This is a genomic window from Veillonella intestinalis (genome assembly GCF_943193155.1).
Classification (GTDB): Bacteria; Bacillota; Negativicutes; order Veillonellales; family Veillonellaceae; genus Veillonella_A; species Veillonella_A intestinalis.
The window spans coordinates 485,139-503,955 of the sequence record NZ_CALPDB010000001.1; the positions used below are offsets into that span (position 1 = coordinate 485,139).

9 protein-coding genes are annotated in these 18,817 nt (G+C 37.2%); all 9 read right to left on the reverse strand.

Features of this window, described 5'->3' with window-relative positions:
• The 9 genes from NFR44_RS02280 to NFR44_RS02330 all read right to left on the reverse strand — a co-directional run bounded on the left by NFR44_RS02280 (window position 1) and on the right by NFR44_RS02330 (window position 18,460).
• The gene (locus NFR44_RS02280; protein WP_251440725.1) at window positions 1-1,338 is read right to left on the reverse strand and encodes a M18 family aminopeptidase; all 1,338 of its coding nucleotides are present in this window, start codon (window positions 1,336-1,338) and stop codon (window positions 1-3) included.
• Between the two features lie 212 nt (window positions 1,339-1,550).
• On the reverse strand, window positions 1,551-2,951 hold the full coding sequence (locus tag NFR44_RS02285) for an anion permease (protein WP_251440727.1): 1,401 nt from the start codon (window positions 2,949-2,951) through the stop codon (window positions 1,551-1,553).
• A 125-nt stretch (window positions 2,952-3,076) separates the two neighbouring features.
• On the reverse strand, window positions 3,077-3,904 hold the full coding sequence (locus NFR44_RS02290) for a P-loop NTPase (protein WP_251440729.1): 828 nt from the start codon (window positions 3,902-3,904) through the stop codon (window positions 3,077-3,079).
• Between the two features lie 228 nt (window positions 3,905-4,132).
• Window positions 4,133-5,329 carry an aminotransferase-like domain-containing protein gene (locus NFR44_RS02295; protein WP_251440731.1) on the reverse strand — a complete coding sequence of 399 codons (1,197 nt, stop codon included), beginning with the start codon at window positions 5,327-5,329 and terminating at the stop codon, window positions 4,133-4,135.
• 131 nt (window positions 5,330-5,460) lie between these two features.
• On the reverse strand, window positions 5,461-6,189 hold the full coding sequence (locus tag NFR44_RS02300; protein ID WP_251440733.1) for a TVP38/TMEM64 family protein: 729 nt from the start codon (window positions 6,187-6,189) through the stop codon (window positions 5,461-5,463).
• Window positions 6,190-6,347: 158 nt separating this feature from the next.
• Window positions 6,348-8,534: a YadA-like family protein gene (locus NFR44_RS09435; RefSeq protein WP_277612517.1), complete on the reverse strand. Its 2,187-nt coding sequence runs from the start codon at window positions 8,532-8,534 to the stop codon at window positions 6,348-6,350.
• A complete protein-coding gene (locus NFR44_RS02320; RefSeq protein ID WP_251440736.1) occupies window positions 8,503-9,546 on the reverse strand; it encodes a hypothetical protein in 1,044 nt (347 codons plus the stop codon). The genes NFR44_RS09435 and NFR44_RS02320 overlap by 32 nt, the downstream gene beginning before the upstream one ends.
• A 537-nt stretch (window positions 9,547-10,083) precedes the next feature.
• Window positions 10,084-15,720 (reverse strand): YadA-like family protein, encoded by a 5,637-nt coding sequence (locus tag NFR44_RS02325; protein WP_251440737.1) that lies wholly within the window; start codon window positions 15,718-15,720, stop codon window positions 10,084-10,086.
• Between the two features lie 553 nt (window positions 15,721-16,273).
• Window positions 16,274-18,460, reverse strand: a complete 2,187-nt coding sequence (locus NFR44_RS02330; protein WP_251440739.1) for a YadA-like family protein — start codon at window positions 18,458-18,460, stop codon at window positions 16,274-16,276.
• Between the last annotated feature and the right edge of the window lie 357 nt (window positions 18,461-18,817).

The following is an 18,817-nucleotide window of genomic DNA, read 5'->3' on the forward strand; positions in this document are numbered from 1 at the left end:
CTATCGTAAAAACGCTCTCATTAAGCTTTCCAACGCTTCCTGGTCATTAGTCCCCATCGTTTCACGAGCCGAATGCATCGCCAAAATAGGAACGCCCACATCCATGGTACGCATAGCCATCAATGCAGATGAAATTGAACCTACTGTAGATCCACCAGGAATGTTTGAACGATTAACATATATTTGATATGGAATTTGATTTGTCTCACACAAAGCCTTTACGGTTGCCATAGCCCAGGCATCACCAGCATAAGACTGACTAGCCGCGACCTTCAAAACTAATCCTTTATTAAGAACAGGCACATTAGTAAGGTCATTCTTTTCTGGATAATTAGGATGATAGCCATGTGCTACGTCCGCTGAAATCATAAAGCCGCCAGCCATATCTGCATAGCATTCTTCCTTAGTATAACCCATAGCCATATAGATTCGCTCTACAATTTGACTTAATACGGTAGAAGCACCACCTTGCTTCGTCCGACTCCCTACTTCCTCATTATCGAATAAGGCTATAAGGCGTAAGCCCTCTGCATCGCTAACCTGAGCGGCTAATAGCCCTTCTAAACAAGCCATACAGGACGTCAAATTATCAATACGTGGCGAACTAATAAATTCTTCATAACGCCCAAAGGTAGTGCCCCCTTCTACAGGGTACAAGGTCAATTCATAGGATAAAATATCTTCCACAGGCCGTTTCACCTGTTCGCTTAAAAATTGCAACCATGCATCAGCTTCCGCTGAATCGTCATCAGCATTTATTCCCGAACTACCGTCTACACCACTGACAGTAATAGGTTCTGCTCCTTCTGACATCATAAAAAGAGGCATCATATGAAGTTGCTTATCTAAAGCAACCCCATTATTAATCTCACGATTCATATGAATAGCCAAATTAGGAATTGTCAATAAAGGCCGAGCTATATCAATATAATGTAATTCTGGGTGAAATGGATCATTAGACCGTGTCACTACTACACCAGCCATAGATAAAGGCCGATCTAACCAAGTATTTAATATCAAACCACCATAAGCTTCTACATTTAACTTGCCATACCCTTTAGTTTCCACTAAAGGATTCGGTTTCACCCGTAAAGCAGGAAAATCAGTATGAGCCGATGCAATGCGTAAAGAGTCTCGCATATCACTGCCAAGATGAAACGCAATTAACGTTGTATCATATACTCTAATAAAATAGTCACCTTCACTAAGTGACCAAATATCTTCTAATTGTAATTCTTTAAAGCCATGAGCCAATAAAATATCAGCACTCGCCTTCACGGTATGATACGGCGATGTGCTATTATCTATATAATCTAATAATCTTGCTACTGTTTTCATAGTTCACCTCATATGTTCAACTATAAAGCTATTATAGCACAATTGCCATTAAAACGAAAAAGAAGGCTTGCCTTCCACGGATTGTAAATAACGGTGATACTACTACAATCAACAAAGAAGTAAGCCTTCGTTTATACTCTTTTATACTCTTTTCAAAATTCAAGTAACTATCAATTCACTACCTAATTAATACATCTCTGACAAACTTAATACTACCAAAGACCTAATACTTTCCACCAAACGGAACCAAGACCTAACCAAATAATTAAGTTTACTACCGATGCAATAAAACCAAGACGCCACCACGTATTTTGTGTCATATAGCCTGCATTGAAGCAGATTGGCGATGGTCCCGCCGCATAGTGTGTCAAAGACATACACAAGTTGGAGAAAAAGGCAAATGCAAACATAGCTAAGTATGGTGGTGTACCAGCACTAATAGCTACCGCTACAAATACTACATACATAGCTGTAATATGTACTGTCAAACTTGCGAAAATATAATGGGAATAAGTATACACTAATAACAAAATTAAGAAGGCTGCTACCCAACTAATACCTTGTACTTCAGCACCTACCATATCCGCAAACCATGGAATAAAACCAAGTTTATTAAGCTGAGACGCTAAAGCCATCATAGTCCCCATCCAAATTAAGGTATCCCAGCCACCTTTTTCTTCAGTTACATCAGACCAAGTCAATACTTTAGAAATTAAAAGAATGCTTACCCCTAATAAGGCTACTGTAGTCGCATTTAAACCAGTAAATTGACTAGTGGCCCATAAAATCAAAGATAAAATAAATACGCCAAGCATTACTTTTTCTGCAAAACTCATAGCCCCTAAGCCTTTTAATTCTTCAGCAATATGAGCTTGAATTTCACGAGTATCTTTTAACTCTGGTGGATAGATAAAGTATAAAACCAATGGCATAACGATTAAGGCCACAAGCCCTGGCACAATAGCCGCCATAGCCCAGTCACCCCAAGTAATAGTATACCCAAAGGATGCTGCAATTAAAGACGCCACTAAAGTATTCCCTGCCATAGAGGTCATAAACATAGCCGACGTAATCGTATTCCCTTGGTAAATCGTTTGGATTAAGAAGGCCCCAATTTTGCGAGCAGTAGGACCTGGTTCAGAGCCAAAGGCCGATGCCAACGATTTAGTAATAGGGAAAATAACACCACCCGCACGAGCTGTATTAGATGGTGTAGCTGGTGATAAAATAAAATCACTAATAACTAACGCATAAGATAATTTCAAAGAATTACTACCTACTGCAGTAATCAAAGTATACGCAATACGCTTACCTAAGCCAGTCTTAATAAAGCCACGGGAGAATAAAAAAGCTGCTACAATCAACCAAATGGCTGTATTGGCAAAGCCTGCTAGGCCATCACCAATTTTTAATGTATTAGTCACTGCGGAAACAACAATACTAATAATAGATAAGGCCCCAATTGGCAATGGTTGTAAAATAAAACCTAAAATTGTCCCTGCAAAAATAGCAAATAAATGCCAAGCTTGCGGTTTTAATCCCTCTGGTACTGGAGAAAACCATATGGCTACCCCCACCACAATTGGAATAATCCAAGACATATACTTTTTCATGAACACGCCCTCTTTCTGATAACAACTTTGTTACTTGAATAATGTGTTATATAAAAAACACAGGCTACTCTTCTTTCATAATTTAAAGATGAGCAACCTGTGATAAGAGTCCGACTATTAATTACCTATTGTGGCAATTCAACGGATTCTAAGTTCGTTTTGTCAATCTCTTCTAACTTACCGGCATCACAAAGAGCTGCTACGTTTGGATCAATTGGTAAACGACCTAATAATAACAAACCATATCGTTTCAATACATCGTCAATATGACTGTCACCAAAAATTTTATAATCTTTACCATTATCTGGACAATGGAAGTAGGAGAAGTTTTCTACAACCCCAATGATTGGAATCTGCATAAGTTCAGCCATTTTTACAGCTTTTTCTACAATCATAGATACCAAATCTTGTGGTGAAGTTACAACTACAATCCCATCCAAGGATAAAGACTGGAATACTGTTAAGGCTACATCACCTGTTCCTGGTGGCATATCTACAAATAGATAATCTAAGTCTTTCCAGATTACATCTGTATAGAACTGTTTCACCACATTGCCCACAATAGGACCACGCCATAATACAGGATCAGTTTCGTTCTCTAATAAAAGGTTAACCGACATTACATCGATACCACCTTCTGACGTTAGCGGATACATCCCCAATTCGTCAACATGAGCCTTGCCTTTAATACCAAATACTTTAGGAATTGATGGACCTGTAATATCGCCATCAAGAATCCCTACTTTAAAACCACGACGCGCCATAGTAATGGCCAATAAAGACGTTACTAAGGATTTACCTACGCCACCTTTACCACTGACTACGCCAATAACGTGTTTAACACTGCTTAATTCATTAAGTTTTGCCGTCAAATCTGGCGGGGTTTGTTGAGCACTACCGCAAGATGAAGCTGACGAGCAACCGCTGCAGCCACCTGAACTGCCACATGCCATAATCAACACCTACTTTCAATCAGCTATTGCTGTTACATATATATAATTAGTGAAGACATATATCTTCTTTTAAAGTTTAGCATATTAATCGGCTTTTTTCAATATAATAGAGCGCAAGCCTATCATAACCTTCGGTCATATGTCCTGCGCTCTCATAATCATATATATTTTACTTTTATCTACCGTAGTATTATTTACTTTTATTATTTGCTTTTATTTAGTAATTTATTATTTTACAAATTCCTTTGTCAATTGCCCTACAATCGTCATGCCTTTAACGATATCTTCTTTGGATGGATACGTAAAACTGAAACGAAAAGATTGCCCTGCTGGCACACCGTCAGCAGCAAACGCCGCCCCTGGTACAATCCCTACCTTATGTTCCATACAAGCTTCAAAGAACGCATCACAGTCTACCCCTTCAGGCATTGTCATCCATAGGAACATGCCACCTGTCGGTTCTACAAAGTGAATTTTATCACTACCATGTTCGCGGAATGTCGCCATCATTAAGTCCGCTTTTTCTTTATAAACCTTAGCTACATGTTGAATTTGCGCATCATAATCAAGCACATCTAATAAACGAGACACAACTCGCTGTGTAACTAGTGGCATTTGTCCATCTGAATTATTTTTAAGTGCTTGAATCGCTTCAATCGCTTGTTTAGGACCATATAAAAAGCCTACGCGCAAGCCAGCAGACAAGGTTTTCGAATACGAACCTGCATAAATAACACGATTATCCGTGTCCATTTCTTTAAAAGTAGGCACACTATAATCAGTAAAACTAATTTCCCCATATGGATCATCTTCATAGATGAATAAATTATATTTAGCCGCTACTGCATAAATTTCTTTACGCCGCTCCAAAGGCATAGTAATGCCTGTAGGATTTTGAAAATTAGGAATTAAATAAATATAACGACCCTTACCTGATTTTGCCCGTTCTGCTAACGCTTCTGGAATCATACCTTTATCATCCATTGGAATGCCAATTGCCTTAGCCCCTACATTACGAACGGCCGTAATGCCATTAGTAAATGTATAGGCATCCATATATACTTCATCACCAGCTTCACAAAGTGTACGCGGTACTAGTCCTAAATCTTGACCAGCACCAATGGAAATAAGCAGCTGTTGCCCTTCACTGGGCATATGTCTAACGGTAATTAAACGGTCTACTGTCTGCTGAGCTAACTTTGCATCACCTGCCATAGGCCCATATTGTAGTAATTCAATAGGATTATTATTTACTACATAGTCAAAAGCTTCTTGAATGGCCTTCACTGGAATCGCTTCTGATGCAGGATTACCAATACCAAAACTAATAAAGCCAGGAATCCCTGCACCTCGTTCAAATACTTTGCGAATGAAATTAGGACCCTTTAACATTGCTTTTTCAGGAATTTGAAATGTAAAACTCATGTAACTCTCTCCTTTAACCTACTATGCTACTTCACTACTATTAACTATATGACACAAGCGTGCCCCTAAGAGCACGCTTATGATAATATGATTATTTATTTTACTATGAAATGCTATACTTGGCTACACAATTAAGAAATTTCTTTCTTTTCTTTATTTTCAGATTTTCCTTGTTCACGCTTTTTCATCCACCGTTTATAACCAAACCAAGCAATAATATACACAACAGTGGCGCCCACAATAACTATTGTCAATCGGTCTAAATGCTCATGAAGCATTACTGCATCATGCCCTACCACAACCTCTAATGCAGTAGATGGGAACTTGCCAATTAAATTAGCAATGGCATAGTCACGAAGGCTGATACGACTAATAGCTCCTAAGGCTGTAATAATCCCTGATGGAAAATACGGAATGGTCCGGGCAAAAAGCATAACAGCTAAGCCATTATTACTACTGAAATCATCTACTTTTAATAAAAATTGGCTCTTTTGAATTAACTTTTCGGCAGAATCACGCAAAAAATAACGCATAATCATAAAACTAATAATAACGCCCACCGTTTCAGCTAACCAGGAAATAATAATCCCCGGAATTAGACCAAAAATCAAGCCATTTGCTGTAGAGAAAAATATAGATGGTAAAAAACCTGCTATATTAATGATTACATCAAGAATAAAGCTAATAACAATAGCCCAAGCGCCATAACTTTGTAATACTTCAGCTATGTGTTGTACATCACCAGTCCCTAATAAATCAACCATATCAGCATAGAATCCAGGCACAAATACTTCAATACTGCCTAGCAATACTACAGCTAATATAGTAACCATTACTTTGATTTTAGTTTCAGCTTTCATATATAGTCCTTAAAATAAAAAGATACGAAGAAAATTTACTCAATTTTCGCCAAATATCAACAAAAAAACCTTCTATAGTACAATATTGTATCATAGAAGGTTTTCTCTTAATAGTATTATATTAAGTTGTTATATTTTGTTTAAAAATTATTAAACAATTATAAACCTACTTTAGCTACTAATTGTTCAATAACTTTACGTTGTGCTTGAAGTTCAGCATCTTGAGCTGCTAAACGATTCTGTTGCTCTGCCACAGTACTTTCTAAATTAGAATTTTTAGCACGAAGATCTTGCACTTCGGAATTTAACTGACGAACTGCGTCTGGAGCATTTACACGTACGCCTTCACCTTTTTGGCCAAAGCGAACAGACACACCAGCATTCACCATTTTTTCGTCACCAAGTGTACCACCAAGGCTGAAAAGTAAATCTTCATTAGCTTGGTAGAAACCACCTAAAGCTACAGCTTGTTCACCTTTATAATTACCAAAACCTGCAGCTACTGTAAATTTGTCATTTTCATCAAATTGAAGCGGATGTAAAGCAGCTAATGCAGCAGCCGAAGCGCCCACTTTATCTACACGTCTGTCTAGTTTATTTACACGATTATTAACAGAGTTTACATTGTCATTAAGGGTTGTAACATCATTTTCTAAATTGTTTACACGATCAGTTACTTCACCAACTTGAGCATCTACAGTATTTACACCTAATTGATCTTTAAGTTTACTTACTGATTCATCAGATAATGCTAAATTAGATCCATCAATGTTAGCCTTATTATCAAGCTCAGGTTTAACAGCCGCTTTGATAGCGTCGTCCGATACATTCACAGCATAAGTTTTTGCTTCTCCATCAGTACCATCGTTAACAACTTCAACTGTTGTATTAGCGCCATCTACAAGTGTTACAGAATCTTTAGCTAAGTCTTTAATATGGTCATCAGTTGCTTGACCTGCTACTACACCTTCTACAGCTTTATCAATGGCATCTTGTAAAGTATTACCTGTCACAAAGCCAGTGTCACCAGCACCTAAGTCAGTTTTTAGTGCTTCATAATCAAAAGCCACTTCATAGTTAGTGCTATAAGCTACATCATTAGGTTTTGGTTGTACGGAAATGTATTTGCTATCTTTTTCAGCTGTAACAGTCACTGCTTCACGAGCTAAGTCTTTAACTACATTCTTACCCTCTGCTGTAATATTACCTAAGTCAGTGTTCACTTTATTATCTAAATTTTGATTAATAGTATAAATATCACCTTGGATAGTATTAATATCGCCTTTTGCTTGAGCTACATCATCTTTTACTTTAGAAATATCCCCTTGAATAGTAGAGATACTACCCTTATCACCTGTCATAGCGTCAACTTTAGTGGCAATATCATGTAATTGGCTGCCATTTACGGCATCAGTGGAATCCTCCGCAATGCGACCAGGTGCTACATGAGTAATTGTATTACCACCCATATCTAAACCGGTGCTAGTCAATTTTACAGTCTTTGTATTGCCCTCTACGACACTACTTAATGTAAGACTACCATCTGTCAAAGTTAAATTTTTATTTAAATCAACAAGGAATTCTTTACCTGTAGAGCTATTAGTTTTCGAATCATCTAAAATTAAATTGCCAGAAGTGCCTACAGTTACAGTTTCTACGCGATCTAGCTTAGTTTTTACGCCATCACTAAGACCTACTTTATAATTTGTTACACCAGTTTCTGACGTTGTATCAGGAGCAACAGAAACTAATACTGTATCAGCACTTGTCACTTTAATAGCTTCTACAGCAGTGTCCTTAGCAAGAGCTGTAAGCTTTGCTTCCCCTTCTTGAGTTAAATTACTTAAAGAAGTATCGGCTGTATTAGCAATCTTATTTTTAATGCCATCTGCTAAATCTAATGTATATGTAGTTGTAAGAGTATCTGTGTCTGAATTAGTAGTTAATTTTAAAGATTCAGAATTAGCTGCTACTACAGCTTTTTCTGCACTAAGTTTATATACTGTGCCCACTGCATCTGGTGTATTAGCAGTTACATCTTCTACTGTAACATTTGTATTAGCATCAGCGAAACTTACACGAGCATTTTTAAGCTGTGCCACATTCACTGCATCTGTGTCAGCTGTACCGGCTGCTACACCAGTGATTTGACGTGTAATACCTGTTGCGGTATCGCCAATGGCAATGGCCCCTTCAGTAGCTTCCCAAGTAGACACTAAAGCGGCATATTCTTTAAACTCTTTGCTGTCATAATAAGCTTTACGCGCTTTAGTAATATCCACTTCAGCTTTACTTCTTTCTTTAGTTAAGTCACTAACTTTTATTAATTTCTTGCTTCTGCTCATCAGTTTGTGCTGTTTTTATTAGACTCTCTTTTAAGTTTTTTATCTGTGTATTAATCTTTGTAAGATTTTCATGATACGCTGCTTCTTTAGTTACATAATCTGCTTTTAATGGTTCTACTTTAGAGGTTAAATCGGCCAATTTAGTTTTATCTGCCTCAGATAAGCCTGTAATTTCATTATGTGATTCCAATGCTGCATTCGTTGCTGGATTATAGCCTAAAATACCAGCTGCTGTATTGGTAACAGATAGTTCACCTAATGCTACACTGCCCATAAGACTTGCCTTCGAGTTCATCCCCAAAGCAATAGTGCCCATTTCAGTACTATTTGCTTCTGAACCAATGGCAATACTACCATAGCCGTTAGCCTTACTGCGATCACCACCAGCAAAACCATAGTACGCTTGGCTTTTAGCCATATGACCTACCGCTACAGAGCGACGCCCAGCCGCTTCTGTAGTATAGCCAAGTGCTACACCATATTCACTATAAGCCTTGGCTGCTGGGCCAATAGCTAGTGTATTACCGGCTCCTGCCACAGATGCTGAACCAATAGCAATGCTGGCTAATTGAAAGGTTTTTGCTGCTACCCCAATAGCAATAGCACTACCGCCATAACTATCTGGTTTACTTAAATCAGTTGGGATCCCCATGGTTTCAGCACGTTCACCAATGGCAATATCATTTCCTCGTTTAGCCATACTTTGATGGCCCAATGCTACAGTTGATTTACCTTCTGCCTTAGCTTTTCCACCAATAGCAATAGCATCTGTACCAGTAGCACCATCATTATCGTAATTTGTTCCTGACGCTTTTTCAGTAGTATTAATACTTACATATTTTAATTGTGTACTGTCAGTTGTACTATCAACAGTATTTGCTGCTTTGCCAGCTGTGGCAGTATTTGTTGCTGTCGTAGCGGCCTGAACACCGAATGCCGATAAACCTACAGTCCCTACTAATGTAGCAGTAACTAGTTTAGATAAAAGTTGTTTATTTTTATTACACTTCATCACTTTACCCTCACTTCTAAAAAACTAACTAACTTAAATTCCATTACAATTAACTCTTCACCAATTAAACTTCTAGAGACTTTCCATTTAATAAGTCAAGATAATATATTAATGAAATTTTCATATAACATTGCTTAATAATAGTACAAATTCTAAAAATGGTCAACCTAGAATGGACACTTATAAAAACCTATTGTGCGTTACAATTACACAAATATAAAGATTATTTATAAATTTAATTTTCTTACTTTCCATAAAAGCTCATATTTACAAAGATTAATAAGAACTATTAACTATCATATTAAATATATGATTAATTTATAACTAAATCATATGTTTTTCACGAATTGAATAATTAAATTAAATCAAAATTTTTATGTATAGATTTATTTAATGCAAGTATTAAATATTCATGATATTTCAACAATTACTAAAGACAAAAAAAGAGGAACTCGCATATATAGCAAGTTCCTCTTTTTTACTTAACTTTATATTATCAATAGCGACAAACTATTATAATATAAAATTTGTGTTATTTTACATACCAACTTTAGCCATTAATTGTTGAATCAATGCACGTTGTTGTTCTAATTCAGCCTGTTGTGCACTTACTTTATCATTTAATGCTTTATTGGTTGCTTCGAATGATTTTTCCTTTTCAGCCATTTTATCATTCAATGCTTTATTTTGTTCTTTTAAAGATGCTACTTCATTAGTTAACTCACGGAAGGATGTGTTATTAGGGTTACGATAAATGTCATCACCTTTGTCACCAAACTTCAAGGATAAACCAATGTTGAACATAGTTTCATCCCCAAGTGTACTGGACACGCTGAACATAGTGTCAGCATTTGGACGATAGAAACCACCAAGTGCAGCAGCGCCTTGACCTTTATAGCTACCCATAGCTACTGCAGCAGAGAATTTATCATCTGGATTGAATTCTAATGGATGTAAACCAGCAAGCGCAGCAGCACCAGCGCCTACTTTGTTCATACGGCTGTCAAGTTTAGCCATGCGGTTATTCATTTGGCCCATGCCATTGTTTACAGCACCTACAACATCATTCAATTCTCTATCAAATTGTCCTTTGCTAATAGCATCACCAGGATTAACAGCTTCGCCAATATTGCTTACTGTATTGCCACCCATATTGATACCTTCGCCAGAAATGCTAACGCCGTCCTTACCATCTTTACCTTTAATGGTAATGCCGTCATTATTAATAATCGTTTGATTATCACCATTACCAACAGTAATGCTATTGTTTACATTTAAGTCGCCAATAGTTGCCTTTTCAGCTGTTAACTCTTTTGTTGTTACTAAGTTTAAACCAGTAATATCTTTTGACAACTGAATGGATAAGTTATTATCTTTAGCAACAACACCAATATTGCCAGTAGTTAAGTTATCTGTCTTAGCACCGCCAGTCACATTGATTACTTGGCCTAACTTAGCTGTAGCAGAGCCACTATCACCAGCAAAATTGCGGCCCCCATTGCTAATTGCTTCACCAATGCCATTGATCTTATCCGCCACATCACGTAATTGACCTTCAGTAGCAGCACGATCTTCTACAATACCTTTTTCTTCTGGCTTCCAAGTTGTATTATCAAGGCCTGTAATGTAATTTCCTTTTTCAGCAGGAAGAACATCAGCGCCATCAGCATTTTTAGCAGTTACTTCTTGTTGGCCAATTACAACACCCGCTTGACCACCAATAGAGATTTTATCACCAAGAGATACTTTTACGCCTTTTTTCGCATCATTAGCATCTACAGCTTCAACTTTAACGCCAGTTTCTGCATCACCATGAACATTAAGATTTCCTTTTTCATTTACAATAAGACTAATATTTTCAGTATTTTTATTAATCTGATTCTTTACTTCTTGCTTTAAATCAACTTGAATATCATTACCTTTACCAACTACGCTTACATCGCCCTCTCCTACAAAATTAATAATAGAGCCTTTAGTAATAGTATTAACCTTAGAACCATTTACTTGTAAATCCCAAGTACCAGCAGTGTCAATCTTCTGCTCCAGTATCGTCTTAAGGCTGTAGATTTGTTTCCCTGTTATAGCGTCTGTTGATTTTTCATTAATATCGCCTGCTTTAACATTGGTAATCTTAGTATCGCCCATGTCAATGCCATTGTTGTTGATAGTTACTTTACCGCCAACAGTTACACTTGTATTAGCTGTTACACTATCTAATGTAATATTGTTGTTTAAATTGTATTTAACTACGCCATTATCTTCTACTACAGCCGTGGTGTTCGTTCCATTTGTGAAATCAAAACCACTGGCTAAGCTTACAGATTTAGCATCAGCACCATTAGCTTTGTACGCCATATTTACTTTATCTGTTTTAACGGATAAATCGTACACAGCATGATTATCTATGGTATCCACTGTTTTTGATACGTCTACTGTTCCATTGGTAGACTTAACTTCGGTTTTAGCACCGCTTACAGAATTGTTAATTTCTGTCTTAAGATCGAAAATTTGGTCCCCTGTTACGGCGTCTTTAGAACCATCTGCAATCTCTCCTGGTCTCACATTGGTAATCTTAGTATCACCCATGTCGATGCCATTGTTGTTGATAGTTACTTTGCCGCCAACAGTTACACTTGTATTAGCTGTTACACTATCTAATGTAATATTGTTGTTTAAGTTGTATTTAACTACGCCATTATCTTCAACTACAGCCGTGGTGTTCGTTCCATTTGTAAAATCAAAACCATTAGCTAAGCTGACAGATTTAACATCAGCACCATTAGCTTTGTACGCCATATTTACTTTATCTGTTTTAACGGATAAATCGTACACAGCATGGTTATCTGTAGTATCTACTGTTTTTGATACGTCTACCGTTCCGTTGGTAGACTTAACTTCAGTTTTAGCACCGCTTACAGAATTGTTAATTTCTGTCTTAAGATCGAAGATTTGGTCCCCTGTTACGGCGTCTTTAGAACCATCTGCAATCTCTCCTGGTTTAACATTGGTAATCTTAGTATCACCCATGTCAATGCCATTGTTGTTGATAGTTACACCACCAGTGTATGTTCCATCTTCACCTTTAGTGGAACCAACATTAATGCTCTCAAGTTCTGTTAAATTTTTGGCCAATTTAACATGTAAACCAGTAGTGTTGCCTTCAGCATCAGTATCTGCTACAACAGCAATATTATTTTCGGTAGTAGTTGTTGCACCACCTTTAATATCAAGTTGTTGGTTAAGCTTCTTAGCAATTACTTTATTATCATCGCCAGCAAACTTTAGACCATCTTCTAAAGTAGCTACTTCAGTAACAACTGGATTACCTTCAGCGTCAGTTTCACCAGTTTCGTAAACAATGCGAGTGATTGTCTCTCCATCTTGACCATTAACACCTGGCGTGCCTGGTTTTACTTCGATTTTAACAATTCCATTTTCGCCATTTTCGCCTACAGGCCCAACAATACCAATGCTACCAGCTTGACCTGGCTCGCCATCTTTACCTGGTGTACCGGCTGTAATATTGTTGCTAAGTTTTATATCATAAATCTTTTTGCCATTCTCATCTTTAACGCCAACAGATAGACCATTACTATCAACATAGTCGCCATAAGCACCATTCTCGCCTGCTTCTATTGCCGTATCATTAACTCTAATCTCAGTATGAGTGCTACCTACTTCATCAATAGCCTCTTTTACTCGTTTAAGCTGAGCTACATTCACTGCATCTGTATCTAAAGTACCAGCCGCTACATTTGTAATTTGGCGGGTAATACCTGCCTCGCTATCGCCTACAGACACAGCACCACTAGTAGCTTCCCAAGCAGATACTAGTTTTGCGTACTCTGTAAAATCATCACTGTTTACATAAGCATTGCGTGCCGAATTAATAGCTGACTCTAAATTGCTACGTTCTTTAGTTAAATCTGTAATTTTTTGATTTAACTCTGCTTTTAGCTCATCTGTTGTAGCCGTTACTAAAGAGTTTCTTGCAGTTGTTAACTCAGAATTTAATGCTGCTATGCGACTATTATAAGCTGTTTCTTTAGCAGTATAATCAGCTTTAAGCGCAGCAACCTTTGGTGCTAGCTCACTTACTTTAGCTTTTTCTGCATCAGTTAAACCGGCAATATCACTAGCAGAATCCAAAACTTTGCCACTTAATGGATTATAACCTAGTTCACCAGCTTCTGTTTTTGCTACAGAGAAGCCACCTAAGGCAACCCCTTCTCGAGCTGGCGCCTCAGCACGTTCACCAAGGGCAGTAGCACTCGTTCCGTTTGAAGATGCTTGTGAGCCTACAGACACCGCGCGATATCCATAGCTATTAGAAAATGAGCCTAGAGAAACTGCTTGATAGCCACGACTTACTGCGCGATTACCTAAAGCTACGCCAGAGTCACCACCAGCTGCTGCATAAGCCCCTACAGCAGTACCAAAACCTCCATTAGTATTAGCTGATTGTCCAAGAGCTACAGAGTACCAAACATTAGTTTTTGCTGATGGGCCAATAGCAACAGAAGATTGATCTAAAGTAATTGCCTTTGTACCAATGGCAATAGAGTTTCCTGCACCTAATGTCTTAGCCGCAGTACCGATAACAATATCTTGGATTCCTGTTGCTAAGCTTTGAGAACCAAATGCCAAAGAGTGTGTACCTTTGCTATTAGCTTGTCCGCCGAGAGCTACGGATTGTAATCCTTCTGCATTAGATTGAATACCAATAGCGGTTGCATTTTGGACTGTCGCTTTGGCTAGATTTCCTACTGCCAAAGCGCCTGTCTCAGTGGCTACTGCTTCCACACCAACAGCAGTAGCACCAATGCCTTTAGCTTTTGCCTTGTTACCTAATGCAGCAGAGCCCGATGCAGTTGCTTCAGATAAAGCCCCTAATGCAGTAGCACCTAAGTCTTCTGCCTTTGCAGATTCACCAATGGCCGTAGCGCTAACACCTGTTGCTGCAGTATTAGCGCCTAATGCCGTACCTAATTCCTGTGTAGCTGTAGCATTTGGCCCAATAGCGATAGAGTCTACACCCTGAGCGCCATCATTCGTTTTGTTTCCTGCTTCGGTGGACTTAATAGATACATATTCCAATGTATTATTGGCAATAGCCGCTTCATTTTCAGCCACTTTATTGGCTACTAATTTAAGCTGCGCTACGTTCACCGCATCAGTATCAGCTGAACCAGCTGCTACATAGGTAATCTGACGTGTAAGCATACCTGCGGTCATGATGCCGCCTGTAGAATTATATTCATTGTCACTACCTACACTGACAGCTGATTTATTTGACATAAATACAGGATTCTTCTCCCCTACAGCTTCGATAGACTTTTTATTATCTTCAGCTGTAGTTGTTGCGCTTTCCCCTTCAAAAACAAATGGGACATAGCCTCTGACATTTGCTGCTCGATCGGCTGTTGCATATCCGCCCAAAGCTACACCATCGGCGGTCTTTGTTCTTGATATGGAGCCAATAGCAACACCATTTCTAATTGTATTAGCATGCGTACCAATGGCAATCCCTTGTTGAAGTGTACTTGCATTATGTCCTAATACAATCCCTCCATAAGAGAATGTATTATTGCCAATAGCAATAGATGCCGCATTAGATCCACCTGTTGGACTAGAGGAATCAATACTCTCTTTAAAATTACCTGCTACAGCACGGTTGCCGATAGCAATACTTTGAAATAGAGAGCGACTGCCATTACCTAAGGTAACAGACTTTGTACCTGCATAAGTACCTAAGCCTATTGCAACAGAATCCTCTGAAGAGTATGAATTAGCTCCGAAAGATGTACTACGCATATAGGCATATGAATTAGAGCCCACTGCTGTAGTAAAATCATTGGTTGCTCTTGCATCATAACCAATCGCTGTAGACATGTGACCTGTAGCACCTTCACCATTTATATTATGAGTGGCTTGTTTATTACTATCTAATCTATAGTCAATATATGTTTTAGCCTCACTATCGGCTGTTGCATATTGATCACCATTTTTAATAATTTTAGTATTTCCGTAAATCTCTGCTGTAGAGTTAACACCTGTATAGGAACCGTCAACAGCTGCCTCTACTGGCACAGTAAATAAAGTGGAGCCGATACCGCCAACTAATAAAGTGGCAACTAACTTTGAAAGAGCTTTTCGTTCTTTGTTTAAAGCCATAAAATAATACCGCCTTCTAATAAAAATAAAATAAATATAAAATATTAAATGATACAACTCTTGTTTAGTTATTTATTGCTTTATACTTTTGATGTGCTGATTAATCCTCCATTAATTCCAACAACTAAGAATAAAGATTTAATATATTACAAAACTGTCACACCATTAGAATATCTATCATCCTCCTAAAGTTCATTATTTAATGAATACTTCATGGCAACAAATTTAAGTTTATCATTTTTATTAATTTAGTCAATCGATAAAATTTCATACTGAATAAATCAATCATTTTTTACTAAAAAATAACTAATTAATCATATATTTATTCATAAATCAATAATTAAAATACATCTAACTTTCAACATTTATCTAATTAAATCAAAAATCATTCTATTATTTATACATCAAAAAATATAATAAATAGTAAAGCATAGTAAAAGAAAATTTATTGAAACATATTACTAAAAAAGAGGTTCCTGCTAATTTAGCAAGAACCTCTTCTTAGTTATTATAGTATTAATCTCTATATTATACTTTATTATTATTTAAAAAATTACATACCTACTTTAGCCATTAATTGTTGAATCAACGCACGTTGTTCTTCCAATTCAGCTTTTTGTGTAGCTACTTGGTCAGCCAAGCCTTTATTTTCAGCTTTCAAAGCATTTACTTCAGATGTTAATGCACCAATATTTGTTGCATTAGCATTGCGGTAAATATCATCACCTTTTTGACCAAACTTCAAAGATAAACCAATATTGAACATTGGATCATCACCGATAGTACTAGATACGCTGAACATAGTATCAGCATTTGGACGGTAGAAACCACCAAGTGCAGCAGCCCCTTGACCTTTATAGCTACCCATAGCTACTGCAGCAGAGAATTTATCATCTGGATTAAATTCCAATGGATGTAAACCAGCCAAAGCAGCAGCCCCAGCACCCACTTTATCTACACGTTGATCAAGTTTATTAACGCGATTATTTAAGTTAGATACATTGCTTTCAAGACCATCCACTCGATTATTAAGACCAGATACTTCATTGGTTACATTTGTTACCCCTAATTGATCTTTCCAGTTAGTAATAGCGTCTGGAGTTAAATTAGAGCCATCAAGATTTGCCTTTTGATCCAATTCAGGTTTTACTGCTGTTTTAATAGCTTCATCAGATACAGAAATTTCATAATTAACACGAGACTTATCATCATTATATGTAGGATCAATTTTTACATTAGCTCCTTCAGATAAAGTAATCGCATCCACATTACCTACTGTATTTTGATTAATACCTAATGCCACCTGCCAATTATTAACCTGCTCAGGTGTAATATTACTTGCATCAATATTTACTTTTTTAGCCGTTTCATCAGCTACATGTTTTAATTGTGCCACGTTAACAGCATCGGTATCTTCTGTACCAGCCGCTACATTAATGATTTGGCGAGTATTTTGGATTGTTTTACCAGTTCTTGCATCAACATAGGCATCGGAACCAACACTAACAGCACCATCAGTAGCTTTAAAAGCAGCTAATGCAGATTGTTGTTCTGCCATAGCTTGAGTAAAATCTTGATGGGAAGCAGTCCATGCATTACGTGCATTAGTAGCTGCTACAGCTTCTTTGCTTAATTTATCATATTCAGCTTTGGCAGCTTTATAAGCAGCATCATCATTGCCTTTAGTGGCTATCATAATCTGTTCTTGTGCGTCTTGCTGTGATTTAATGTCACTGTATTTTTTATTTAATTGATTATATTTTGAAATTTCAGCCGCGTATTTAGTAGTGAAGTTTTTAATGTCATCACTAGCTCCTAAAAAGGTAGCTAATTCCGTATCATTTTTTGCAATTTTGCCTTCAACTCCATCAACTAATGGCATATAGCCAATAGTACCCGCCCCACGATTAGCTACACTAGATGTACCTAAGGCAATGCCACCATTACCTTTAGCAGTAACCTGAGCATTAACACCTAGAGCTACGCCATTGTATGAAACTTTAGAACCTTGACCTAAAGCTACACCATATAAGCTATTAGTTTGAGCTTTAGCACCAATAGCAGTACCACCTACAGCAGTCGCATCCGGACCAATAGCAATACTATTTAAAATAGCGCCATAGTTTTGAGTACCATCGTTTTGAATATATTGGTAAAATACCCCTGCAGACGCACCTTTACCAATTGCTATGCCATCAGCAGCGCGAGCCGCTTCACCTACTGCAACGGCACTATTCGCATACGTATTACGCCCCAAAGCTGCACTATATTGAGTTGCATATGAACCAGAACCAACAGCAGTACTACCACTAATAGCACTACTATAAGTACCAATAGCTGTAGCATACCCACGAGATGCATATGTACCAAAACCAATAGCTGTAGTACCAATCCCTTTTCTGCTATCATTAGCTGTAGCTGTACCATCTACACCTTCACCATTTTTATTGTCGTTAGTTGCTACGCGAGAAAAATCTTCTAAAATCTCATTGCCATCTTTATCTTTATTAAAACGCTTTGTTTGACGATAGTCAATAAGTTTGCTAGAACCAACAATATCTTTAGCATTATACTCACTGCCACTCTTGACAACTGTAGCATCTGTCGGCGCTATACCAATACCTACATAGGAACCAGTTAAACCGGCTGCATCAGCACTATATACACCAGCACTAACTGCACCAACAAGTATAGCTGCTACAAACTTAGACGTCACTTTTACATTCTTTTTCACTTTCATTTCACACCTCACCAGACACACATCACTTTTTCTACTTAATCATCATCTAATATAAATTGATAATATAATTACATTTTATTATAAAATTATTATATTATCAGCGTTTATATTATTATCAACTAAATTTGTACATTTTAGTTAACATGTTTTTAAATGATGATTAAATTGGAATAATCTTTATTTACGATATAAAGTATATCACTAATTATTCATAAGTCAAATGTACTAATTTTAAAATCCACTTTTCGTTTATCATTTTAATTCTCAATTATCAAAAACGCACTACCATCTATCTAAAAAAATGCTTTAAATTCAATATTTTCAGGACTTCTTTATTTTCAATTAAAAATTTTTAAA

Coding starts and splice junctions, on each gene's coding strand:
- NFR44_RS02295 (WP_251440731.1), bottom strand. CDS start 5,329: ATGAGTTTTACATTTCAAATTCCTGAAAAAGCAATGTTAAAGGGTCCT.
- NFR44_RS02330 (WP_251440739.1), bottom strand. CDS start 18,460: ATGAAAGTGAAAAAGAATGTAAAAGTGACGTCTAAGTTTGTAGCAGCT.
- NFR44_RS02320 (WP_251440736.1), bottom strand. CDS start 9,546: ATGAAGTGTAATAAAAATAAACAACTTTTATCTAAACTAGTTACTGCT.
- NFR44_RS02280 (WP_251440725.1), bottom strand. CDS start 1,338: ATGAAAACAGTAGCAAGATTATTAGATTATATAGATAATAGCACATCG.
- NFR44_RS02285 (WP_251440727.1), bottom strand. CDS start 2,951: ATGAAAAAGTATATGTCTTGGATTATTCCAATTGTGGTGGGGGTAGCC.
- NFR44_RS02325 (WP_251440737.1), bottom strand. CDS start 15,720: ATGGCTTTAAACAAAGAACGAAAAGCTCTTTCAAAGTTAGTTGCCACT.
- NFR44_RS02290 (WP_251440729.1), bottom strand. CDS start 3,904: ATGGCATGTGGCAGTTCAGGTGGCTGCAGCGGTTGCTCGTCAGCTTCA.
- NFR44_RS02300 (WP_251440733.1), bottom strand. CDS start 6,189: ATGAAAGCTGAAACTAAAATCAAAGTAATGGTTACTATATTAGCTGTA.
- NFR44_RS09435 (WP_277612517.1), bottom strand. CDS start 8,534: ATGAGCAGAAGCAAGAAATTAATAAAAGTTAGTGACTTAACTAAAGAA.